The sequence below is a fragment of the Salinimonas marina genome, assembly GCF_015644725.1.
GTDB lineage: Bacteria > Pseudomonadota > Gammaproteobacteria > Enterobacterales > Alteromonadaceae > Alteromonas.
Map to the genome: position 1 here is coordinate 3,364,289 of NZ_CP064795.1, position 22,107 is coordinate 3,386,395.

The 22,107-nt window shown below is 50.7% G+C and carries 19 protein-coding genes and 1 pseudogene; 13 read left to right on the forward strand and 7 right to left on the reverse strand.

Annotated elements, in window-relative coordinates; genetic code table 11:
* The first annotated feature begins 240 nt into the window (after positions 1-240).
* Both IT774_RS15140 and IT774_RS15145 read left to right on the forward strand, forming a co-directional pair.
* Positions 241-1,116 (forward strand): alpha/beta hydrolase family protein, encoded by an 876-nt coding sequence (locus IT774_RS15140; RefSeq protein WP_195810504.1) that lies wholly within the window; start codon positions 241-243, stop codon positions 1,114-1,116.
* Between the two features lie 312 nt (positions 1,117-1,428).
* The gene (locus IT774_RS15145; protein ID WP_195812325.1) at positions 1,429-1,983 is read left to right on the forward strand and encodes a TMEM165/GDT1 family protein; all 555 of its coding nucleotides are present in this window, start codon (positions 1,429-1,431) and stop codon (positions 1,981-1,983) included.
* 18 nt (positions 1,984-2,001) lie between these two features.
* On the opposite strand, the gene IT774_RS15150 is transcribed toward IT774_RS15145, so the two are convergent.
* The 4 genes and pseudogenes from IT774_RS15150 to IT774_RS15165 all read right to left on the reverse strand — a co-directional run bounded on the left by IT774_RS15150 (position 2,002) and on the right by IT774_RS15165 (position 9,609).
* Complete coding sequence (locus tag IT774_RS15150; protein ID WP_195810505.1) at positions 2,002-3,315, reverse strand: Na+/H+ antiporter NhaC family protein; 1,314 nt, start codon at positions 3,313-3,315, stop codon at positions 2,002-2,004.
* Positions 3,316-3,474: 159 nt separating this feature from the next.
* Positions 3,475-4,325, reverse strand: a pseudogene (yghU, locus tag IT774_RS15155) (glutathione-dependent disulfide-bond oxidoreductase).
* 864 nt (positions 4,326-5,189) lie between these two features.
* Positions 5,190-6,881 (reverse strand): NAD-dependent malic enzyme, encoded by a 1,692-nt coding sequence (locus IT774_RS15160; protein ID WP_195810506.1) that lies wholly within the window; start codon positions 6,879-6,881, stop codon positions 5,190-5,192.
* Between the two features lie 64 nt (positions 6,882-6,945).
* On the reverse strand, positions 6,946-9,609 hold the full coding sequence (locus tag IT774_RS15165) for a penicillin-binding protein 1A (protein WP_195810507.1): 2,664 nt from the start codon (positions 9,607-9,609) through the stop codon (positions 6,946-6,948).
* A 136-nt stretch (positions 9,610-9,745) separates the two neighbouring features.
* On the opposite strand from IT774_RS15165, the gene pilM reads away from it, so the two are divergent.
* The 11 genes from pilM to IT774_RS15220 all read left to right on the forward strand — a co-directional run bounded on the left by pilM (position 9,746) and on the right by IT774_RS15220 (position 20,593).
* Positions 9,746-10,810, forward strand: coding sequence for a type IV pilus assembly protein PilM (gene pilM, locus IT774_RS15170; RefSeq protein ID WP_195810508.1), 1,065 nt, complete (start codon positions 9,746-9,748; stop codon positions 10,808-10,810).
* Positions 10,798-11,388, forward strand: coding sequence for a PilN domain-containing protein (locus tag IT774_RS15175; protein WP_195810509.1), 591 nt, complete (start codon positions 10,798-10,800; stop codon positions 11,386-11,388). Before pilM ends, IT774_RS15175 begins: the two co-directional genes overlap by 13 nt.
* The gene (locus tag IT774_RS15180; protein ID WP_195810510.1) at positions 11,385-12,002 is read left to right on the forward strand and encodes a type IV pilus inner membrane component PilO; all 618 of its coding nucleotides are present in this window, start codon (positions 11,385-11,387) and stop codon (positions 12,000-12,002) included. The genes IT774_RS15175 and IT774_RS15180 overlap by 4 nt, the downstream gene beginning before the upstream one ends.
* On the forward strand, positions 11,992-12,534 hold the full coding sequence (locus tag IT774_RS15185; protein ID WP_195810511.1) for a pilus assembly protein PilP: 543 nt from the start codon (positions 11,992-11,994) through the stop codon (positions 12,532-12,534). Before IT774_RS15180 ends, IT774_RS15185 begins: the two co-directional genes overlap by 11 nt.
* Entirely contained in the window at positions 12,527-14,296 is a 1,770-nt protein-coding gene (locus IT774_RS15190; RefSeq protein ID WP_195810512.1) for a type IV pilus secretin PilQ, read from the forward strand. The genes IT774_RS15185 and IT774_RS15190 overlap by 8 nt, the downstream gene beginning before the upstream one ends.
* Before the next feature lie 269 nt (positions 14,297-14,565).
* Positions 14,566-15,084, forward strand: coding sequence for a shikimate kinase AroK (gene aroK / locus IT774_RS15195; RefSeq protein WP_195810513.1), 519 nt, complete (start codon positions 14,566-14,568; stop codon positions 15,082-15,084).
* 18 nt (positions 15,085-15,102) lie between these two features.
* The gene (gene aroB / locus IT774_RS15200) at positions 15,103-16,170 is read left to right on the forward strand and encodes a 3-dehydroquinate synthase (protein ID WP_195810514.1); all 1,068 of its coding nucleotides are present in this window, start codon (positions 15,103-15,105) and stop codon (positions 16,168-16,170) included.
* Between the two features lie 63 nt (positions 16,171-16,233).
* Entirely contained in the window at positions 16,234-17,424 is a 1,191-nt protein-coding gene (locus IT774_RS15205; RefSeq protein WP_195810515.1) for a cell division protein DamX, read from the forward strand.
* Complete coding sequence (locus tag IT774_RS15210; RefSeq protein ID WP_195810516.1) at positions 17,421-17,789, forward strand: SPOR domain-containing protein; 369 nt, start codon at positions 17,421-17,423, stop codon at positions 17,787-17,789. The genes IT774_RS15205 and IT774_RS15210 overlap by 4 nt, the downstream gene beginning before the upstream one ends.
* A 189-nt stretch (positions 17,790-17,978) precedes the next feature.
* Positions 17,979-19,421 (forward strand): sensor domain-containing diguanylate cyclase, encoded by a 1,443-nt coding sequence (locus tag IT774_RS15215; protein WP_195810517.1) that lies wholly within the window; start codon positions 17,979-17,981, stop codon positions 19,419-19,421.
* A 326-nt stretch (positions 19,422-19,747) separates the two neighbouring features.
* A complete protein-coding gene (locus IT774_RS15220) occupies positions 19,748-20,593 on the forward strand; it encodes a Dam family site-specific DNA-(adenine-N6)-methyltransferase (protein ID WP_195810518.1) in 846 nt (281 codons plus the stop codon).
* Between the two features lie 14 nt (positions 20,594-20,607).
* Here IT774_RS15220 and IT774_RS15225 read toward each other — a convergent pair whose 3' ends face one another.
* The 3 genes from IT774_RS15225 to IT774_RS15235 form a co-directional block, all read right to left on the reverse strand.
* Entirely contained in the window at positions 20,608-20,805 is a 198-nt protein-coding gene (locus IT774_RS15225; RefSeq protein WP_195810519.1) for a DUF2970 domain-containing protein, read from the reverse strand.
* Positions 20,806-21,108 (reverse strand): hypothetical protein, encoded by a 303-nt coding sequence (locus IT774_RS15230; protein ID WP_195810520.1) that lies wholly within the window; start codon positions 21,106-21,108, stop codon positions 20,806-20,808.
* A gap of 144 nt (positions 21,109-21,252) precedes the next feature.
* Entirely contained in the window at positions 21,253-21,984 is a 732-nt protein-coding gene (locus IT774_RS15235) for a TorF family putative porin (protein WP_195810521.1), read from the reverse strand.
* Positions 21,985-22,107: the final 123 nt, after the last annotated feature.

Below are 22,107 nucleotides of genomic sequence, written 5' to 3' on the forward strand. Positions count from 1 at the left end.
AATGTGTCGGCACTCCTGGCTTAACCGTTTGAGAAAAAAGTTAGCTTTGCGTGTTTGACATCTGCTGTACACTGGGCAAAGACAGGGGTATGGTTCGGTACCCACAACCCTCCTGTCCGGTAAAACAATTTCAGTTCGGCTGGAATTCTAAGCGAGTTGCGCGGTCTATTGGTAGATCTATGCGTCTGCATGTAACCAATCAGCAGCGTTTACCCCAGTGATGTTTTGTGAGGACTATTTATGCAAGAGCCTGTCTCGCTTACGTGTGAAGATGGCCAGGTTTTGTCAGCGACGTTGTTTCGGCCTTCCGAGCCGTTAAAAGGTGCCGTATTGATTGCGCCTGCCACAGGCATAAAGCGCCAGTTTTATACCGCGTTCGCCCAGTTTTTGAACCGTCAGGGGTTTGCGGTGCTTACCTTTGATAATCGCGGTATCGGCGAGTCATTGAATACCTTGCTAAAATGCTGCAAGGCCGATCTGGTCAGCTGGGGACAGCAGGATATGCCAGCGGCGTTAGAAGCGCTTATTCAATTTTATCCCGAGCAACCCTATTTTCTGGTAGGACACAGTGCCGGTGGCCAGCTGGTGGGGCTGATGCCAAATGCCCATAAGCTGGCGGCCTTTATCAATTTCGGCAGCTCTTCGGGCTCGCTGCGTAATATGCCAAAAAGATACCGGCTTAAAGCGCATTTTTTCATGAATATGTTTATTCCCCTGTCGAACCTGCTGTTTGGTCATACCAAGTCTCAGTGGGTCGGAATGGGCGAACCGTTACCCAAAGGCGTCGCCCGCCAGTGGCAACAGTGGTGCAATGGCTCGGGCTATGTCAAAACCGCCTTTGGACAACAAATCAAACAGCACAATTATGACTCTTTGACGATTCCCTCAAAATGGATTGTTGCCAGTGACGATGCCATCGCCAATCGTAAAAACCTTAAGGAAATGATGGCGGTGTATCAGGGCAGCAGAGCCCGTAGCTGTATTTTGTATCCATCGGCCTTTGGCCTTGATGAGATAGGCCATATGCGGTTTTTCTCTCGTCATGCCGAACGATTATGGCCACTGATCACCAATTTTTTTGACGAATACCTGCATCCTTCTCCCCATATGATGTGAACGCCGTCCTAGGTCGCCATTGCGTGACCGGACCGCTGCCCCCAACCGGCGGGGTTTAATTTGTCAATCTGCGCTTCATCGATTATAATTTCGGTACTTCGTCAGGGGAGTAGCCGGCTTGGTGGAGGGTGTTAGTTTTGCATCCGCCCAAAGAGAGCACATCAACATAGTTGCACGCACAAGGTGCATGGTGTGTTTACTGTAAAGTTATTTGCGCTTACAGCGGCAAGACCTGGGGTATAATTGTCACCGCACAGACAGGACGGTGATGATGTGCCTTTGGTTGTCACTTTCCTGTCGCGAGCCCTATCTATGGATGCCTTTTCCACCTCAGTTATCACCGTCGCGCTGGCCGAAATCGGCGACAAAACCCAGTTACTGACCTTACTGTTAGCCACTCGCTTTAATGCACGTGGAGCACTCATCACCGGTATCGTGCTGGCCACCCTGGTAAATCATGGGCTGTCGGCCTGGCTGGGCAGTTATGTGGGCAATTTATTTGCGCCGAATATTACTAACTGGCTGGTGGCACTGAGTTTTATGTTGGTGGGGGCATGGCTGCTGGTACCGGACAAAGCAGAAGCTACCACCGGTCGCTTTGATAAACTGGAGGCCTTTGGTGCCACCTTTATCTTATTTTCGGTCGCCGAGCTGGGCGATAAAACTCAGGTGGCGACGGTCTTGCTGGGGGCCGAATATCATCAGATCATGTTCGTCACCGTGGGCACTACCGTGGGGATGCTGGTGGCTAATGTACCGGTGATCTTTTTAGGTGAACAACTGCTTCGGCAGCTACCGGTAAAACAGCTTCACCGGGTCGCCGCCGCGCTGTTTATCGGGCTGGGCTTTGCCACCCTGTGGCGGTAGCACAGCCCCGGGCTGCCATTACAATGCTTCGCGGGCGGGGGCTGAAAACCGTGGCCAGCCAAGAGCCACCGATAGCAAACCAAAAACAAGTATTAACATGGGATACCAGCTATAAAAGGTGATCTCCAGTGGCGAAATGCCGGCAATGGCCGCCGCACTTAACAGTTGGGGGCTATAGGGGAGCAGGCCCTGAAAGCCGCAGGAAAAAATATCCAGCAAGCTGGCCAGCCGCCGTGGATCGGCCTGATATTTTTCACCCAGCTTGCGGGCAATAGGGCCGGCAGTCACAATCGATATCGTGTTGTTAGCGGTACTGAGGTCCAGCACACTGACCAGGGAGGCAATACTGAGCTCCGCCCCGCGCTTAGAACGCACCCGGGCGGTAAGTGCCCGCATTAACCAGGCGATGCCCCCGTAGGCGGTCATTAAGCCGACAATGCCGCCGATGGTCACCGCTATCAATGCCAGATTTTGCATCCAGCCCATGCCTTTTTGCACACTTTGCAAAAGCCCCAGCACCGAAAACGCCTCGTTGTATAAACCGGTTAATGCCGCGCTGATAATACCCATTGCCAGTACCACCACCACATTGAGTCCGGCCAGCGCACACCCCACAATAATGACAAAAGGCAGAATATTAATCAGCTCTACCTCTCTTGAAGCCAGGCTCTCGGGGGTACCGGCATCCACATTAAACAAAAGCAGCAAAGTGATAAGGGCGGCCGGCAGCACCACCAGCAAGTTGGCTTTAAATTTATCGGTCAGCCGGACGCCCTGACTGCGGGTGGCGGCAATAGTGGTATCAGACACAAAGGACAGATTATCGCCAAACATGGCACCACTCACCACAATGCCCAGCGCCATCGGTTCAGAAATATTCAGTGTTTGGGCGATACCCAGACCAATAGGGGATAAGGCAGTAATGGTCCCCATGGACGTACCCATGGAAAACGAGATAAAACAGCAAATTAAGAATAAACTGGGCAGTATCCACCCCTGAGGTACAAAATTCAGGGCCAGATTTACGGTGGCATCACGGGCACCGATATCAATGGTAAGCGCATAAAACGCACCGGCCATCAAAAAAATCATGACCAGCAAAATGATGTTTTTGTTACCCCCCCCTTCACAAAACAACTGGACCTTTTCGCCAATGCCCAGACGCTGATCCCTGGGATTTAACAGCAAGGCATAGCCGGCTGCTATCATAAAGCCCACCAGCACCGGCATCGCGGTAATATCCTGGGTTAACACGCCCGTGGTGATAATCAGAGCAACAAAAAATAATATCGGGGTCAGTCCCCAGGGGTTGGGGGTAACGGGCTTATCCACAGCGGCTTACTACCTTTTTACCAGGATGAAAAAATACATCGCCGAAGAGTACGTCAATCAGTCATGGTTGCAAGCAAAAACTCGCGCTGGGCCCAGAGCTCAGCGCGAGTTTTTGGTAAGACCGTGGCTACGATCTTAATGTTGCTAACCAGCCGCAGGTTATTTCAGGGCTTTGTCGATATCTTTGGCGCTGTGGCGCTCTTTCAGGTTGGCTTCTTCGCCCCAGAAACGATTTACCACCACGCCCCGCTTAACGGCTTTGCGTTCAGAAATCTGCTGAGCCCAGCGCTGGACGTGGGTGTAGTTTTCTACCTGTAAAAACTCGGCAGCATCGTACAATTTGCCCAGTACCAGATTGCCATACCATGGCCAGGTTGCCATATCGGCAATCGAGTAGTGTTCACCGGCCATATACGTGTTGTATGACAAATGCTTATCCAGGACATCCAGCTGACGCTTTATCTCCAGCGTGAAACGGTCAATGGGATATTGCATTGCGTAAGGCGCATAGGAATAAAAATGGCCAAAGCCGCCGCCCAGATATGGCGCTGAGCCCACCTGCCAAAATAACCAGTTACGACATTCGGTCCGCTCGATGGGATCTTCGGGGATAAAAGCATCAAATTTTTCGGCCAGATACTGCATGATCGCACCCGACTCGAACAAACGCAATGGGGGTTAACACTGTAGTCCATCATCGCCGGAATTTTAGAATTCGGATTGTTCTGCACAAAGCCTGAGGAAAATTGATCGCCATCACCGATAGAAATAGGCCAGGCGTCGTACTCCGCCTCTTTAACTCCGGCCGCCAGCAGCTCCTCTAATAAAATTGTGACCTTCTGGCCATTGGGCGTGGCCATAGAATATAGCTGCAGATCATGATCGCCCACCGGCAGAGCCTGTTCATGGGTCGGGCCAGAGGTCGGACGATTGGTACTGGAAAACTTGCTGCCGTCTTCCTGTTGCCATTCCCACACCCGCGGTACTTTGTATTCGTCCTGCTTGCTCATAAAAGCTCCTGTCTCGATTCAAATGGACAGCAATGTTTACGCAGTATAGCTGGATTCGGTTTCGATGGTGGGGCTTCTCAGGAAAACCACAAAAAAAGCCTCCAATCACGGAGGCTTTTGTTATGAAAAAGCGAGCCTTCCATTGCCCGCAAACTGGCTTTAGTCAGCAGCACGGATAACTCAAAGCAGTTACCGCTACTAACAAAATAAGATTCAGCGCTGGTCACATCCCATACTCGCCTCTAATTGGGAGCACAGGCAATATGCCGTTGATAACACCCCTTGATGATTATCCGGCTGACCAGCAAATTGTGAGGTGACCGGCGATGCCGCGCCTTATCCCCACTTGGTTACCCTTGTTACCCTTATTACCCTTATTACTCTTTACGTATCAACCTTTATGCCAGCAGAGTAATGATCATATAAAACAGTAAGTTACAAAAACCCTGACATTAACCGGGGGTTAAAGTGTTACTCTGTGGTTACACACTCCAGACGCATATGCACCATCGCTACCACAAATTTACTATTGATTAAGATGCTTCTACGCATTCGAAGCTTATAAGGCCCAAAAAGCTAGGTTACATACCCTGAAAAAGGCCCGGTGAGCCGTTTAGAAAAATAATTCAGCTTCGTGAGGATAAATTATTATCTATTTATTTCATCATGTTAAATACATAGAGTAATGAAGATATTTCTTTTGAAGTGATTTTTAGAAAAGTAGCCAGTAAGCCGTTAATTTGTCGTAAGAGGAGTCGCAGAATGACGACATTCCCATGCCGCGCTAAATATTTGGGGTCAGAGTAATTAAGGTCAGCGCAGGAAGCATGCAGCGCAGCAAGATTGCTGCGCTGCTGACTCGAACTAGATACTTACCCGTTTATAGGGACGGTATTCGGGCGACCAGAAATGCCGGTTGATGGCTTCCTGTAATGCCTCTTCGGTCATCTCCAGGGCCAGGTCCTGTTCCATCGCCACCCTGGCTACGGCATGGGCTATCTGCCGGCTCAAATCGGCAATTTGGGTTAAGGGTGGCAGCAATGCCCCCCCACCATGATTTGCCATGGGTGAAGCAGATGCCAGCGCATTACTGGCTGCCATCAGCATCTCATCACTGATAAGCTGCGCTTTAGCTGCTACCACGCCAAGTCCGATTCCCGGAAAAATATAACTGTTGTTGCATTGGGCAATGGGGTACGTTTTACCCTTATACTCCACCGGTTTAAACGGGCTGCCGGTCGCTATTACCACTTCCCCATCGGTCCATTCGATCACCTGCTCGGGGCGGGCCTCGACCTGCCGGGAGGGGTTGCTTAATGGAAAGATAATCGGGAGCTCACAATTGGCTTTCATCGCCCGGATAACCTGCTCGGTGAACAAGCCGGGTTGACCGGACACCCCAATCAGAATATCGGGTTTGGCACAATTAACCACATCCAGCAAGGAAGCGTATTCGCCACTGTACGACCAGTCACAGATGGTTTCGGACCGGGTTGCCAGCCGCTGCTGAAAATCACGCAGATTTTCCATTCCATCAGTCACCAGCCCATAGCGGTCGACCATAAATACCTGTTGGCGGGCCTGGGCGTCGCTTAGGCCTTCTTTGCACATTTGCTGCACCAGCATCTCGGCAATTCCACAGCCTGCCGACCCGGCACCGACAAACACCACATTCATATCGGATAATTGCTGGTTCTTCATACGGCAAGCCGCCAGAATGGTACCCAGTGTTACCGCCGCTGTGCCCTGAATATCATCATTAAAACAGCAGATTTTATCGCGATAACGGCTCAGAATCGGCATCGCATTGGGCTGAGCAAAATCTTCGAACTGAATCATGACTTCTGGCCAGCGCCGTTTCACCGCCTTGATGAACATATCGATGAATTCATCATAGTCTTGCTGACCAATACGCGGATGACGCGCGCCCATATACATAGGATCATTGAGCAGCTTTTCATTATTGGTGCCTACATCCAGCATCACCGGTAACGTATACGCCGGGCTAATGCCACCGCAGGCAGTGTACAAAGACAATTTACCAATGGGGATGCCCATGCCGCCTATACCCTGGTCACCCAGGCCCAGGATCCGCTCACCATCGGTAACCACGATGACTTTCACTTTACGTTTGGTAGCATTACGAACAATATCATCAAGCTGATGGCGCTCTTCCCAGGAAACAAATAAGCCCCGCGAGCTGCGGTAAATATCAGAAAATTGCTCACAGGCATCCCCCACGGTAGGGGTGTAGATAATGGGCATCATTTCTTCTATATGACGCTGTACCAGCCGGTAAAACAAGGTTTCGTTATTATCCTGAATCGCCCGCAAATAAATGTGTTTATTTAAAGGATCATCGAACGAACTATATTGCATATAGGCCCGTTCTACCTGCTCTTCAATGGTTTCAAAGCGCGGTGGCAGCAACCCGGTCAGGTTAAACGAGGCCCGTTCTCTGGCAGTAAAAGCACTGCCTTTGTTCAGCAAAGGGGTTTCCAGCAATGACGGGCCGGAATGGGGAATATAAAGATATCGGTTTTCGTCTTGTGACATTGTTCTTCCGAAAAATTATTTGATCAGGCAACTTCATGCCTGAGCCTGCAGGGTACGCAGCGAGTTAAAAAATTTCCTCTGGCTCAGGAGCGTTCTTCGTTTCCTCCCGGGCCGGATCTTTTATCTGATCATCCAGTACATAGACCGTAGGCTCAGTGCCCGTTACGAAGTACTCGAATAGTGTCGTATGGTCGGTGCGTCGGGTCAACTTGCCACTGGTACGATCAATGCGTACCCGGACCATGTCCTCGGGCACCGGAACAAATTTTTCCGGCACGCCTTCCAGCGCTTGCTCCATAAATCTGATCCAGGCGGGTTGCGCGGCATGCGCACCGCTTTCACTGCCAATCATGGCATTGCCAATCCAATTGAAACGTTCAGGATTGCGGTTAATCAGGTTTTGGTTACGGGTCGCCCGGCCCAGATTACGATTCATATCATCAAAGCCTACCCAGGCGGTTACCACCAGATCTTTTTGGAAGCCGGAGAACCAGGCATCCCGTGAATCATTGGTAGTACCGGTTTTGCCCGCCAGATCATCGCGCTGTAACAGATTTTTAGCCCGCCAGCCGGTGCCCATCCAGTAGGTTTTTTTGCTCCAGCTGCCATTTGCCTGAACTCCGGTACGCATCATATCGGCCACCAGAAACGCATTTTGGGGCGTGATCACCTGCGGTGCTGACCGCTTTGGCAAAGGACTATCGCCAGTGGCCACTTCCACATCCAGCACCTGAGCCAGGCGCTCTTCTTTATCCATGTCAGTAACCTGCGGCCGCTGCTGGCCGGTGTCGCAGGGATCGCAAGCCCACATCGGATCGGCTTGCCACAGCATAGTGCCCTGTTCATCAAGCACCCGGTCGATAAAGTGTGGCTGGATTAAATACCCGCCATTAGCAATCGTGGCGATGCCCCGTGCGACCTCCAACGGGGTGTGAGAGCCAGAGCCAAGAGCCAGGGTTTCATCACGGGGAATATCTTCCTTGTCAAAACCGAATCGCTCCAGATATTCTGCCGTTTTATACAAGCCCACGCCCCGTAACAAACGCACCGACACCACATTTTTGGATTTACCCAAGGCCACCCGCATCCGAATCGGGCCATCATACTGAGGTGGCGAATTTTTTGGTCGCCAGGCCACGCCCGTGGCTTCGTTCCATTGATTAATCGGCGCATCGTTCATAATGGAGGCCACGGTGTAGCCGCTGTTTAACGCCGCCGAATAAATAAATGGCTTGATATTTGAGCCCACCTGCCGTTTGGCCTGAGTGGCGCGGTTAAACTGGCTTTGATAAAAACTGTAGCCCCCGACTACTGCCTGCACGGCGCCGTTGGCAGGATTAAGGGCAATCAGGGCGCCACTGGCCTGCGGCATTTGTGCCAGACGCCACTGTTGATTATGTTGGCGGATATAGATTACGGCGCCCGGGCTCAGGATATCACTGGCCTGCTCAGGCTCATCACCCTGTCTCGAATCCGTAATATAGGGGCGTGCCCAGTCCAGATTTTCCCAGCTCAGGGTATGGCGGTTGCCATTTATACTGAGCACCTCCACGCTTTGCTCAGCGACCGTGGTAACCACAGCCGGTACCAGCGGGGCGATTTGTTCAACCTTTTGTAACACCGCAAGCATGTCGGCCTCGCTCCACTGGCGATGCTGATCTAAGCCATTACTAGCTGACGCCGAGTCAGGTTGTGCGGTTTCAGGTTGTGGTGTCTCGGTATCGCTGGCGTCAGCAGCCTGTGCTTCTGGCCCCCATAAATACCGCAGCGGGCCCCGGTAACCGTGACGCTCGTCGTAATCGTGTAAATTTGACACCACAGCCTGACGGGCGGCAAGCTGCAGGTCGGTTGGCGCAGTGGCATAGACCTGGTAGCCCCCGGTTTCTGCTTCTTCCTTGCCATAAATCTTAACCATTTCTGCATGAATCAGGTCGGCCAGATACGGCGCCTGCGTCTCAATTTCTGCACCATGCTTGCGTGCGGTAACCGGGGCCGCCGCGGCTTCATCAAACTGCGCCCGGGTAATATAACCTTCGTCCAGCATTCTAAGCAGCACCACCCGCCGACGCTCAACCGAACGTTTGGGGCCGCTTACCGGATTAAGCGCCGAAGGCGCCTTGGGCAACCCTGCCAGGGTCGCAGTTTGTGCCAGGGTGAGTTCATCCAAGGTTTTGCCATAGTACACCTGGGCGGCGGCGCCCACCCCAAACGAGCGGTGACCTAATTCGACCTTATTCAGATACAGCTCCAGAATTTCTTCTTTGCTGAGCAGCTGTTCCATATGCCAGGCGATAAAAATCTCTTTTATCTTACGAATATAGGTTTTTTCCCGGGTTAAAAAGAAGCCCCTGGCCAGCTGCATGGTCAACGTACTGGCGCCCTGTTGCTTTTCCCCGGTGACAATAAGGTTTATCACCGCCCGGGTCATGCCAATCGGGTCAATCCCGTAATGTTCGTAGAAGCGGCTATCCTCGGTGGCCAGTACCGCATCGATCATTTGTTGCGGGACATCCTCAAGTTTTACCGGGATCCGCCGTTTAACTCCATATTGGGAGATCAAACTTCCATCTTTGGTGTAGATGCGCATCGGGGTTTGCAGACGGACGTCTTTCAATACCGCCACACTGGGCAAATCAGGTTTAAAATAAAAATAAATGCCCGCCAGTGCGGCAGAGCCGACCAGAGCACCTATGATGATAAGTAGGAAAAAGGTTTTTAGTAACTTCACAAAGACTTTAATACCCAGGCAAGTTCGCCCAATTGATTTATATTCTATACATACGTGCTTTTATTAGAACCCTATAGTTCAAAAAAACTGCGTATCATACTATTTGGAGCTAAATTTTGACCACTGGTTGGGACCAATGAAATCGTTGCTGAAGAAAAAGCTGCCGCTTATTGTGGGCCTTGACATAGGCACCCGTCAAATCAAAGCGGTACTTATAGAAAAAACGGGCGATACCTACACGTTGCAGGGATTTGCATGCGAAGCCATCAACAAAGTCGCATTCAATGAACGAGAAATCCGTGACTATGAAGCCGTAAGTCTTGCCTTAAAAAAGGTGCAAAAGGCGCTTAAGACCAAAATCAAGCTGGCCGCCATTGCGGTATCCGGTACGTCGGTCATCAGCAAAGTGGTTCATATGGAGCCTGACCAGACTGATTTCGAACTCGAAGGTCAGATTGAAATTGAAGCCGACAGTCTGATTCCCTACCCCCTTGATGAAGTCTATCTGGATTTTGAGGAACTGGGAACGAGCCAGTCCCACACCGGTAAGGTTGATGTCTTACTGTCGGCCGCGCATAAGGATTTGGTCGATAGTCGCATTACGCTGGTCCGGGAAGTCCCGTTAGAGCCCAAGGTGGTGGATATTGAGGGCAATGCGCTGGGTAATGCGCTTGCGGCCTTTTATCCGGCGGCCCCAGAGGAACGTGTTTGTTGCATTAATATCGGCGCGTCGTTACTGCAGGTATGTGTGTGGCAGGACCATAAGATTATTTATTCCAAAGAACATAATTTTGGAATGGGTATGCTGGTTCAGGATATTTCGGTGATTCAGATGCTTGAGCGAGATGAAGCCGAGCGCCAGTTACTCGACAAAACCTTGCCCGCGACCTGGGAACAGGAAACCCTGCCCATTTTTACCGCCAACCTGGTTCAGCAGATGAACCGGGCGCTGCAAATGTACGTCAGCACAACCCATGCCCAGCGCCCTGAAAAACTATTGCTTGCCGGTGGCGGCGCTACCCTGCCCCCCCTGGTTGAAGCACTTAAGCAGGATCTGGGACTGGACATTGAATTGTTTGACCCCTTCGCCGCTATGTCTATCAACGACAAACTGGACCGTCAACGGTTGTCAGAAGTGTCACCCCAGCTGGCTATTGCTGCCGGTCTGGCCAGCCGGAGTTTTGATCCATGGCACATATAAATCTGCTCCCCTGGCGCGAACAGGCGCGTCAGCAGCAAAAACAAAATTACCTTGGAATGCTGGGATTAGTGGCAATGATTGTCGGCCTGGTGTTTTATCTGATTGGCATGGCCATTGAGCAGCAAACTGATCATCAGAATATGCGCAATAGTTATTTGCAGCAGGAAATCGGCAAGCTGGACGCCCAGATTGCAAAAATTCAGAAAATCAAAGAAAGCAAAAACGCCATCGAGCAGCGCATGGCACTTATTGGCCAGTTACAAATTAGCCGAAATGTGGCGCCCAAAGTTTTTGACGAGCTGGCCCGCATTGTACCGGCGGGGGTGACTTTTAAAACGCTGAATCGGACCGGTAACCTGATTACTATTGAAGGTATCAGTGATTCAAACAACCGCTTGTCGGATTTTATGCGGCGCCTGGAGCGTTCAGAGGTATTTTCAGCCGGCGACCTGTCATCCATTGTGGCTGACACCACCGCCGCGGATGCCATGAGCGGCTTCAAGCTGACCTTTTTTATCAGTCCTGAGATTGCTCCGGTAACGGCTAAGGAAAATGCTCAGCAGGAGAGCGCGCCATGAAGTTTAATGTTGCTAAGTTAAAAGAGCTCAATGAACTTGATTTTGAGCAGGTCGCGGTCTGGCCAAAAGAAGTTAAAATCGTGGTGGCTGTATTTGTGGCCATCGTGATCGCCGGCTTGAGCTACTGGTTTATTGTAAAGCCAAAGCTGCCGGTACTCGAGCAAGCCCAGCGCCAGGAAGCCGAACTGAAGCTACAGTTTGAAGCCAAATACCGAATTGCCGTCAATCTGGAAGCCTATAAAGAACAGCTGATGAAAATCCAAAAAGACTTTTCATCTATGCTACGTTCGCTACCCACTAGTAATGAAACCCCGGGGTTGCTGGATGATATTACTTATGTGGGCACCTCGTCAGGACTGACGTTTAAGTTATTGAACTGGCAAAACGAGGTTCCCAAAGAATTTTACACCGAATTACCTATAGAAATGGAAGTCAGTGGCGGCTATCATCATTTTGGTCACTTTGTATCGAAAGTTGCTGATTTGCCAAGAATTGTTACTTTGCATGATTTTTCTATCGAACAAGACAATAAACGCTTACATCTGAAATTACAGGCACGGACTTACCGTACAGCACTTACCGAGGATCAGCAGGAGGCACAAGATGCGCAGTAAACTGTGGGTAGTGATTACCGCCACCGGCTTGTTAAGTGCCTGTTCGCCAAAGCTGGATGATTTGTCGGCTTACACCGCACAAATAAAACAGAACACCCGGGTTCAGGTTGAACCATATCCCGAGTTTTCTTCGCAACCAGCGTTTGCCTATGAGGAGGCTGATCGGCGTAGTCCATTTGTACGACCTACCGATCGAAGCGAGCCATTGGTAACCCAGGCACAGACAAATTGCTTGCAACCCGACTACGATCGTCGCAAAGAAACCCTCGAACAATATGGGTTGGATGCATTGATCTACACCGGCAGTTTTAAAAGCCGTGGCACTCAGTGGGTGTTGTTTAAGGCCACTGATGGCAGTTTGTTGAAAGCCAAACGGGGCAGCAGGATTGGGCTGTTCTATGGAAAGATAAAAAAAATAGGTCGGGAGGAAGTCAAGATCGAACAGCTTCTTCCAGACGGCGCAGGTTGTTGGCAGCGTGAGGAAACGACTCTCACCCTGGCCACAACTGTAGGAGAAAATAATAATGTCTAAGCGAGTCCCCATGCACCGTTCTTTATTCACTTATCGCCCTGCCTTCAAATTGCAAAGCTGTGTGCTGGCGCTGGCGCTGATACTTCCCGGTATGTCCACCGCCATCGCGCAGGAGGAGCCGGTATTGTTGGATCCTTATGAGCAATCCCAGAATGGCTTTAACAATGTATTGACCAACATAGATTTTACCCGCGGCAAAGACAATACCGCGGTGACGACGTTGCGTTTTGAAAAAGCCGGTGTGAAGCCGCAGCTGATCGAAGCTCAGGGGCAGCTTACGGTGACACTGCCCGGGGTGAAGCTTGACGACGAGCAATTTGTGGCCCTGGATGTCACTCAGTTTGGTACACCGGTCACGCAGATTGAAAGCTTTCAGGACGATACCGCTACCCGGCTGGTTATTGATTATGTCGATCGGGTCGTGGCCCGCCACCAGATGACGGATGAAGGCTTACGGCTTGAAATTAAAGCCATGAGCGAAGAACAACAGGAAGAGCTGGACAGCCAGACCAAGTATACCGGCAAACCGATTTCCCTGGATTTTCAGGATGTACCGGTGCGTCAGGTATTGCAGATTATTGCTCAGGTCAATGATTTTAACCTGGTGACCACCGATACGGTTACCGGCAATGTGACGATTCAATTATCCGGCGTACCCTGGGATCAGGCGCTGGAAATGATTCTGAAAATTAAGGGCCTGGATAAACGGCTGGAAGGCAACATCTTGTTGGTCGCCCCGGCTGAAGAACTCACGGCCCGGGAAACCCAGTTACTACAATCGAAAAAACAAGTGTCTGATTTAGCACCGCTGACCACCGCCAATATAACCGTTAATTACGCTAAGGCGCAGGCCATGGCGGTTATCTTAAAGTCTCAGGATGGCGGCATTTTGAGTGAGCGGGGCTCGGTCAGCGTCGATGAGCGCACCAATACGCTGTTATTGCGCGACACTCAGGCTTCTATCGATGAAGCCCGCAGCACTATAGAAGCGTTAGATATCCCGGTAAAACAGGTGTTAATCGAATCGCGCATGGTGACGGTACGTGACAACGTGGGCGAAGAGCTTGGCGTGCGCTGGGGAGTGACCGAACGTGATGGTGACTTTACCGTATCCGGATCATCGAATGCGGCGGATATTGCAGCAGGCGGTGTGGTGCCGGCGGTCGATAACCGTATGAATGTGTCATTACCGGTCACCAGCCCCGCTGGCCGGATCGGGTTTCAGGTCGCCAGTCTGCTCGATGGCACCATTCTGGATTTAGAGTTATCCGCCCTGGAGTCTGAAAACAAAGGTGAAATTATTGCCAGCCCGCGGATTACGGTAGCTAACCAGCAGGAAGCTTATATCGAGCAGGGTACCGAAATTCCTTATGTGCAGGCCACCTCCTCTGGTGCCACCTCAGTGGAATTCAAAAAAGCGGTACTCAGCTTAAAAGTAACGCCGCACATTACCCCCGACAACCGGGTTATACTGGATCTGGTCGTGACTCAGGACACCCGTGGTGAAACGGTATCAACCTCAACCGGCCCCGCCGTCGCCATTGATACCCAGGAGATCAAAACCCAAGTTTTGGTCGAAAATGGCGAAACCGTAGTGCTGGGGGGTATTTTCCAGCAACTTAATACCGACGATACATCTAAAGTGCCCTTGTTCGGGGATTTGCCGGTGGTAGGCCGTTTGTTCAAAAAAACCTCAACCGTGTATCAAAAACGCGAATTGCTAATCTTTGTGACGCCAAAAATCGTAACAGAAAGACTCTGATGCCCGGATAGTCGACAAAAAGGCACCTTATGGGTGCCTTTTTACTGTTTAACTTGCTGTAAAAACATATATTTACACAACTGTCGATTAAAACCGCAACAAAACTTGCATCGTCAGGGATGAAACTGAGATAATCCCGCTCTCGAAATTTTAGCGAGGTTCTAGGAGTGGTGCTTATTTAGTAAGTCTATAAGCACACATAAATGGGTGGGCAAAGCAGGCGAGAGAGCACTACCCTTAACATAATGAAAGTTGTGATATAAGCAAATATGGCTGAGAAACGTAATATCTTTTTGGTTGGCCCTATGGGCGCAGGCAAAAGTACCATTGGCAGACACCTGGCAGACGAACTTCACCTGGATTTTTTCGATTCCGATCAGGAAATCGAGCGCCGCACCGGGGCTGATATCGCCTGGATCTTCGATTTGGAAGGTGAAGAAGGCTTTCGTAAGCGTGAAGAAAACGTGATTTATGATCTGACCGACAAACAAGGTATTGTGCTTGCCACTGGCGGCGGTTCGGTCATGAATAAAGCCGTACGCAATCGACTGTCGGCCCGCGGTATTGTTGTTTACCTGCAAACCACCATCGACAAACAAGTTGCCCGTACCCAGCGCGACAAGCGCCGTCCGTTGCTACAAAATGGCGAGCCTGAAGCGGTGCTGCGCGAGCTGGCTGATATTCGTAATCCACTGTACGAAGAAGTGGCTGACTATGTCATTGATACCGATGACCAGTCTGCACGTGCGGTTGCAAATCAAATTATCAGCAAAATTGGTCAGTTTTAAATAACAGGAGATACGCTCATGTCAACGCTGACGGTGAATCTCAACGAGCGTAGTTATCCTATCTACACAAAAGCCGGTCTGCTCACGCAGGCTGGCTTTTTTGTGCCCTATATAAAAGGTCCGCTCGCCGTCATTGTCACCAACCATACCATCGCGCCCCTGTATCTGCAGCAGGCCATTGCTGCCTGCGGTGATAAACAGGTAGCCACCATTGTGATTGACGACGGTGAGCAGTACAAATCATTGGCGCAGTTTGAGTTGGTGATGACCGAATTGCTGAACATGAATGCGGCACGGGACACCACCCTGATCGCTCTGGGTGGCGGGGTCATCGGCGATTTGTGTGGTTTTGTCGCGGCGACCTATCAGCGCGGCGTACCATTTATTCAGGTGCCCACCACCTTGCTGGCCCAGGTCGACTCGTCGGTGGGTGGAAAAACGGCGGTAAATCATCCGCTGGGCAAGAATATGATCGGGGCGTTTTATCAACCGGTATTGGTGGCCATTGATTTAGCCACCCTACTGACTCTTCCGGCCCGGGAATTTGCCGCCGGGATGGCGGAGGTCATCAAATATGGCATTATCTACGATGAGGCTTTTTTCAGCTGGCTTGAAGACCATTGCGAAGCCTTAAAAGCCTTAGAGACTGACACACTGGCTTACGCGATTGAACGATGCTGTGCGATTAAAGCCGACGTGGTGGCCCAGGATGAGCGCGAAGGCGGAATTCGGGCGATTTTGAATCTTGGGCATACCTTTGGTCACGCCATAGAAGCAGAACAGGGCTACGGTAACTGGTTGCACGGCGAAGCAGTCGCAGCAGGAATGGTGCTGGCCTGTCAGGCAGCACAGCAACTGGGCTGGCAAACCCCGGAACAGGTACAGCGCATCATCACCCTGTTGCAGGCCTTCGATCTTCCTGTGCAGGGCCCCGCTGAGATGGATTATGCCACCTATATGCCGCATATGCGGCGTGACAAAAAAGTCGAAGCAGGTAATATTCGATTTGTGTTGCCAAAAGGGATTGGACGAGCGGTGGTCACCAAAGAGGTCAGTGACACGCTGTTACATACTCTATTAGATTAACAAAACCCCGGTTTCCGGTCGGTGCCTAATCCGGAACGGTCGGGGATAATCAAGGATGCGCGCATGCACTCACCTTTGCATGAACGACTGGAGTATTTGGTCAATTATTCATCACAACTGATTTTTGTCAGCGGTGACTCTATTGCCCAGCAGCAAAAAAATCTCGAAGCCTTTGTGTTTAATCAACACGACGACACTGAGATTGCGTATCTTACCGCCGCCCCCGACCTGGAGCTTTCTGATTATCGCCGGCAGTTGTGTCGCCAGTTACTAGGCCAGCAGGTGGGCAGTTACGTGCGCCCGTTAAATGAATTACTGGCGGATTTGAACAGCCACCAGGGCCCCATCCTAATCACCATCACCCAGTCTGAAAACCTGCCCGATACCTTGTTGCAGGAATTGTGGGATTTGGTCTTACAAAGCCGCTTTGCCGGCAATCAACAGCACTTGAATGTGTTGCTCTTCGGGCAGTCAGCATGGGCCGAAAACGCCAAGCACTGGTTGCCGGCGAAAAACTCGGATACGCCACTTTTGATTAGCAGCCAGTCAGTGATGGCCAAACAGGCAGGGTCCGAGTTAGATCAGCTTATCCATCAACGCCGGCAGGCTTTTGAGCAGCATTTGATTGAGCGTCAGCAAGCCTATCCCAGCGCTTCGGCAAACCGGTTAAAATCACCGTGGCTGTGGGCCAGCGCGGTGGTGGTCTTTTTATTGTGTTTTTCGGCAATGGTGGTCTGGCAATATGGCGAGCATATCGAAGACCTGTTTGCGCCTATTAAAGCGCCTCCTGATGATGCGACGGTGCCGGCCCCCGGTTCGGCTTATCCGCAGCTAGACAGTAGCGCCCCTTCCGCGCCAGAGGATAGCGGCTTAAGCCCCGCCGCAGCGGATTTATCCAGCCCGGTGGCCAGTGAGTCTGACCGCCCCGATACCCCGCTTAACAATGCCTCCCTGGCTATCAGCACTGGCAGCGGCACCGGCAACGAGCCTGAGGCGCCAATCAATACGCCGGCAAATGAGCGGGTGGCCTCTTGGGCAGCACAAGTAGCAGCCTGGGATGAAGTGACGCCGACGGAACCTACGCCGACAGATACCAAAGATCTCCAGGCCATTGACAATAAGAAGCAGGCTTCGTCACAAACAGCTAAAACACTCACTCCGCCATCCGGACTGTCTGAGTCGGCCATAGCAAACCCCGCTGACAATGCCGAAACCGAGTCAGATGCGGCGCCTCAGCTGGCCCCCAGTGGGTGAAGCAGGCACAAGTACTGGTTCAACAGTTCAACAGCACGCCTGCCGCCGTTCCTTCCGAGCTGGATAACGCCCGGTTACAGGCCTTATTGACGCCGGATGACTTTGTGTTGCAGCTGGCAGGCCTTAAGGATGAAGCATTACTGCGAAATTTTGTGAGTGATTATAATCTGGATGACAAAGTGTGGATTTACCAAACTCAGCGTTACGGGGGCGACTGGCATGTGCTCTTGTTTCGTCAGCCTTTTGCTTCTGCGGCAGAAGCACGCCGGGCCATGGCGTTGCTTCCTGATTTTCCACGTAAAAATCAGGCTTTTGTAAAATCTGCCACTCAGGTACTACAAGAGATTACTCTTAATTCTTTGTAATTACTTATTTTGCAACGATTTTCTGGTTTTTTGATTGTATCTTGATGTTTATTTCGTCGAATTTCTGTATCTTTAGATGAATTTTTAACGACGTTACCGCCAAACTATCTGATCAAAACGAGGTAGTCTTTGGTATATATTCCTACTTTTATATATCTTTTACTACCGCCGTAGATAATCATCTTCACGATGTTATTACATCAGGATACGCTTCGGCCGTTGGATTACCTGAATAAAGTCATGCACAACTACTCTCAACTTTCGATAGCACCGAGTAAATTACAGTATGCCATACTCGGCATTCTGACATTGCTTATCATTGTCGGCTCAGTGTGGGTATTACCGGTGGCCCAAGATCCCAGTATCCCCTCTTCCGGTTTTTTAGGTATGTATGGCAGCGCGGTGTTTCTACTTGAGCTCATTTCCGCAATTTTGTTGTATGCGCATTTCCGGCAAACTGGTTTAGTAACCTACGCGTGGCTGAGCATGGCTTATTTATGGGTGGTCTTGCTGTCGCCCTTTCAAATTGCGTTACTCACCGATAGTTTAAGCCAATTTTCTTTAGTGACCGCCACCAATGGTGATGCGGCATGGCTTTGGGTCGCCTGGCATCTGGGTTTCCCTTTGTTTATTGCCGCTGCGATGATGATGGACGACGACTATCCCATCGTGACGCAGAAACTCAATACCTGGAGCTATTCGCTGTTTGGTATTGGCATAGGCTTCGCTGTACTGTTACTGATCGCGACATTAAATACCTGGCTTTCATTACCTTCATTGGTGCTACCGGGGCGCGACTTTTCTGATAGCCTATCTTTGCTGTACGGCCCGGCGGTAATGTTTTGTTGTGCATTTGCGCTAACAATCGTAGTTGTGAAAGGAAAATTCAGAAATGCCATCTATTCCTGGCTGGCCCTTGCTTTAGTGGCCGCACTTTGCGAAAGCATCGTTATGATCTACTCAGGTTCGCGTTTTAGCTATGGCTGGTACGCGGCCCGAGCGCTGAGCATGGTCTCATCTTGTGCGGTGGTTATCGCCTTACTGATCGAAAACATTCAGTTGCAACACAAGGTTGTTGAACAAAATGCCACCTTAAAACGCATGGCCACCATGGATGAGCTGTCAGGACTGGCGAACCGCCGTGAGTTGGATGAGCGCATACAAACCGAAATTCAGCGCGCCATGCGTGAGCGTACCCCAATCAGCATGATTTTAGCTGATATCGACAAATTCAAACAATTTAATGATAATTACGGACATATTGTCGGCGATCTTTGTTTGAAGCATGTGGCCGGATGCTTACAGCGCAATATCTTACGCCACACCGATTTGGCAGCGCGCTATGGCGGCGAAGAATTTGCAATTTTGCTACCTAATACTACCGAGAACGATGCGGCGGATTTGGCAGAGCATGTGCGCAAGACCATTGCCTATTCGCCCATTGTGCTGGAGTCAGGAAAAATAGTGACGGTTACCGCCAGCTTTGGGGTGGCCACCCTCACCCCTAATTCGGCCAGCGACGCTACCGAGCTGGTTCGCACCGCAGACGGCGCGTTATATCAGGCCAAAGCCTGCGGCCGAAACTGTGTCCAACGCCCGCCCCCAGCTGGCATCATCAGCGAGATGAACTAGAGCAAAAAGTCAGCCAGAATACTCGCTTCCTGCGTAACGGAACCTCAGTAAAATCTATCAAAGACTAAACCGGCTGGTGAAATAGTGCCTCTTTGTCTACCCACTGGGTGGCAAAATTGTTGGCAAATGGCTAACTATTGTCACGCTAAAGACTTTTGCTGTTGTCGCGATCGTGGATGCCGGATACAATCACCCTTTAGTGGGTATTGTGTTGGTCTGCTCTGTCTGACTTTAGAAGCGCTACACCTTTCAGATAACATCAGTACATTAGCTACTGGCAGCAAGTAAACAGCGGCTTTGACTGCGTGTAGGTATTTTCGATCACCATGATGCATAAAAAAAACCGGGCTTTTCTGAAGTGGGCCGGGGGTAAGTACAGTCTGGTAGAGCACATCAATGCCAAGTTACCACAGGCCAACAAGCTCATTGAGCCGTTTGTGGGCGCTGGCTCAGTGTTTTTAAATACCGATTTTAAACATTACCTGCTCAACGATATCAATCCTGACCTGATTAATTTGTATAATCTGCTTAAGGCTCAGCCGGAAGCGGTGATTCATGATACCCGTCAGTTTTTTACGCCGGAATATAATCAGGAAAACCAATACTACGCACTTCGCGAAGAGTTCAATGGCACCAGTGATGAGTATTATCGGGCTATCCTGTTTGTGTATTTGAATCGCCACGGCTATAACGGTTTGTGTCGCTATAGTTTGGGGGGAAAATTCAATGTGCCATTCGGGCGCTACAAAAAGCCGTATTTTCCTGCTGCCGAAATGCATCACTTTGCCGAAAAGGCACAGCGTGCCACCTTTACCTGTTTGTCGTTCGAAAAGGTGTTTAGCCGTGCGCGTAAGGGCAATGTCATTTATTGCGATCCACCCTATGCGCCTATCAGCAAAACCGCAGCATTTACCAGTTATTCAGCGCGAAGCTTTGGTATGGAAGCACAAAGTACGCTGGCCACTCTCGCCACGCAGACCTCCCGTAATCGGGGGATTCCGGTACTGATATCAAATCACGATTTGCCGGCTATACGTCAACTGTATGGGCACGCTGCGTTTACCGAACTTACGGTGAAGCGCTCTATTAGTCAAAAAGGCAATATGCGTAAGCCCGTGGCTGAAATACTGGCGTATTTTGCCCCCAATGAATTACCGATAAAGCGGGGTTAGCGGGGTTAGCGGGGTTAGCGGGTAATGTAAGTGACCAATAGCATCAGTGCGATCACAAATACCACCACGAAGACTACGCCTACCACCACATAGGGCAAAATAGAGGTTTGGCCGAAGTCACGCTGGTAGTTTTGCTGGCTTTGCACACCAAATGCACTTGCCAACACGCTCATAATGACCGACCACCAGGAGGTTGCCGAGCGAAGATGCATTTACTGGCCTGCCGAAAAGCGGTTGTCATTTCCCCCGCCATCCAGTAATTCCAGCAAATCAAAAAAGTGGAACTGGTAGGAACGCGAATGCCCCGCGACCCAGTCATGCCAGTTAACAGAAGCATTTTGCAGGCAATCAGGCAAAGAATCGGATAACGAAGTGACCATGCTGGCAGCTTCAGTCTCAGATAAACACTGAGGCTGTTGTTGTGGTATCACTACCCACGCCATCGCCCATACCGCAGTCAATACAAACGCAGCACTGGACAAATTTTTGAGGTGGGTTTTGATTCGCATGAACATTAAATTTGATTACATTTTGTACTCATTATAATACGCCCGGTGCTCAGTACAAGTGTTTATTGGTACTGTTTTATCCTGCCGACCAACCGGGGCATAACGTGCTCCCGGCTAGTGGCGATCGCCAGGTCCCTTACCTGGCGTAACTTACAACTGGATATCAACGCTGTAGCTTACCGTAAACTTAAGATCATCGTTGGTGTACGCCGTTGCGGCAGCCGGTTCTGAGCCGTCCATATCCGTGCCGCTCACTGCCAGCGTAAAACCTTGCTGGCTAAGGGACAACGCCCAGTCATTGTAACTTTCTGTCAGGCCGTTAAAGGCTTCGGCAAAATCGCCCTGGTGATGGCCGGCGTGCAGCGCCACTTCGGTGCCCGGGCGCAACTCAATCGCGTAATCCAGTGAGACATAGGTGGACCCGCCAAAGCCAAAATCCTGTCCGGGGGCTTCATCGGCTTCGGTATGTGCCAGTACATAAACGGTGGCGCTGGCGCCGGCATACCCCACACTGGCGTAGACTTCAGCAAAATCAAACTCAGCCTCGGTATCATAATTATAATATAAATAGCCGATGTCGTAGCTCACCTCCCGGGCCTGGCCGCTAAAGCCAAAATATAAATCGTGTTCGTACGAATACACATCATCCGCGGCAAACTGCACATTCGATACCCAGGTCCCCGCATAAAACCCGCTATCGTGCGCATAATCTAAACCGCCCTGCACCGCGGCTTCATTGGTGGTCTGGGTCAGCCCCCGCCAAATATAATTATTGGTGACACTGGCATTGGCGGTAACCTCCGCCACACTGTGAGCGGAAAAACCCAGGCTGCTCACAGCAACCGCAACAAAGGTAACTCGGTGTAAAAATGTGGTTTTCATTGTGTATAGCCCCTGCATAGCATAATTAATGGTGTAAGAATCTGAGTGCACATTGCATAACCGGTAACGCAAAAGCGGGGCCTGACTGAGACTGACCGGAAAAAACCATAAAAAATAATTATA

Bases quoted from the DNA above. Each gene is read 5' to 3' on its own strand.
- IT774_RS15140 (WP_195810504.1), top strand. From the start codon at position 241: ATGCAAGAGCCTGTCTCGCTTACGTGTGAAGATGGCCAGGTTTTGTCA.
- IT774_RS15145 (WP_195812325.1), top strand. From the start codon at position 1,429: ATGGATGCCTTTTCCACCTCAGTTATCACCGTCGCGCTGGCCGAAATC.
- IT774_RS15160 (WP_195810506.1), bottom strand. From the start codon at position 6,881: ATGTCACAAGACGAAAACCGATATCTTTATATTCCCCATTCCGGCCCG.
- pilM (WP_195810508.1), top strand. From the start codon at position 9,746: ATGAAATCGTTGCTGAAGAAAAAGCTGCCGCTTATTGTGGGCCTTGAC.
- IT774_RS15175 (WP_195810509.1), top strand. From the start codon at position 10,798: ATGGCACATATAAATCTGCTCCCCTGGCGCGAACAGGCGCGTCAGCAG.
- IT774_RS15180 (WP_195810510.1), top strand. From the start codon at position 11,385: ATGAAGTTTAATGTTGCTAAGTTAAAAGAGCTCAATGAACTTGATTTT.
- IT774_RS15185 (WP_195810511.1), top strand. From the start codon at position 11,992: ATGCGCAGTAAACTGTGGGTAGTGATTACCGCCACCGGCTTGTTAAGT.
- IT774_RS15190 (WP_195810512.1), top strand. From the start codon at position 12,527: ATGTCTAAGCGAGTCCCCATGCACCGTTCTTTATTCACTTATCGCCCT.
- aroK (WP_195810513.1), top strand. From the start codon at position 14,566: ATGGCTGAGAAACGTAATATCTTTTTGGTTGGCCCTATGGGCGCAGGC.
- aroB (WP_195810514.1), top strand. From the start codon at position 15,103: ATGTCAACGCTGACGGTGAATCTCAACGAGCGTAGTTATCCTATCTAC.
- IT774_RS15205 (WP_195810515.1), top strand. From the start codon at position 16,234: ATGCACTCACCTTTGCATGAACGACTGGAGTATTTGGTCAATTATTCA.
- IT774_RS15215 (WP_195810517.1), top strand. From the start codon at position 17,979: ATGTTATTACATCAGGATACGCTTCGGCCGTTGGATTACCTGAATAAA.
- IT774_RS15220 (WP_195810518.1), top strand. From the start codon at position 19,748: ATGATGCATAAAAAAAACCGGGCTTTTCTGAAGTGGGCCGGGGGTAAG.
- IT774_RS15225 (WP_195810519.1), bottom strand. From the start codon at position 20,805: ATGCATCTTCGCTCGGCAACCTCCTGGTGGTCGGTCATTATGAGCGTG.
- IT774_RS15230 (WP_195810520.1), bottom strand. From the start codon at position 21,108: ATGTTCATGCGAATCAAAACCCACCTCAAAAATTTGTCCAGTGCTGCG.
- IT774_RS15235 (WP_195810521.1), bottom strand. From the start codon at position 21,984: ATGAAAACCACATTTTTACACCGAGTTACCTTTGTTGCGGTTGCTGTG.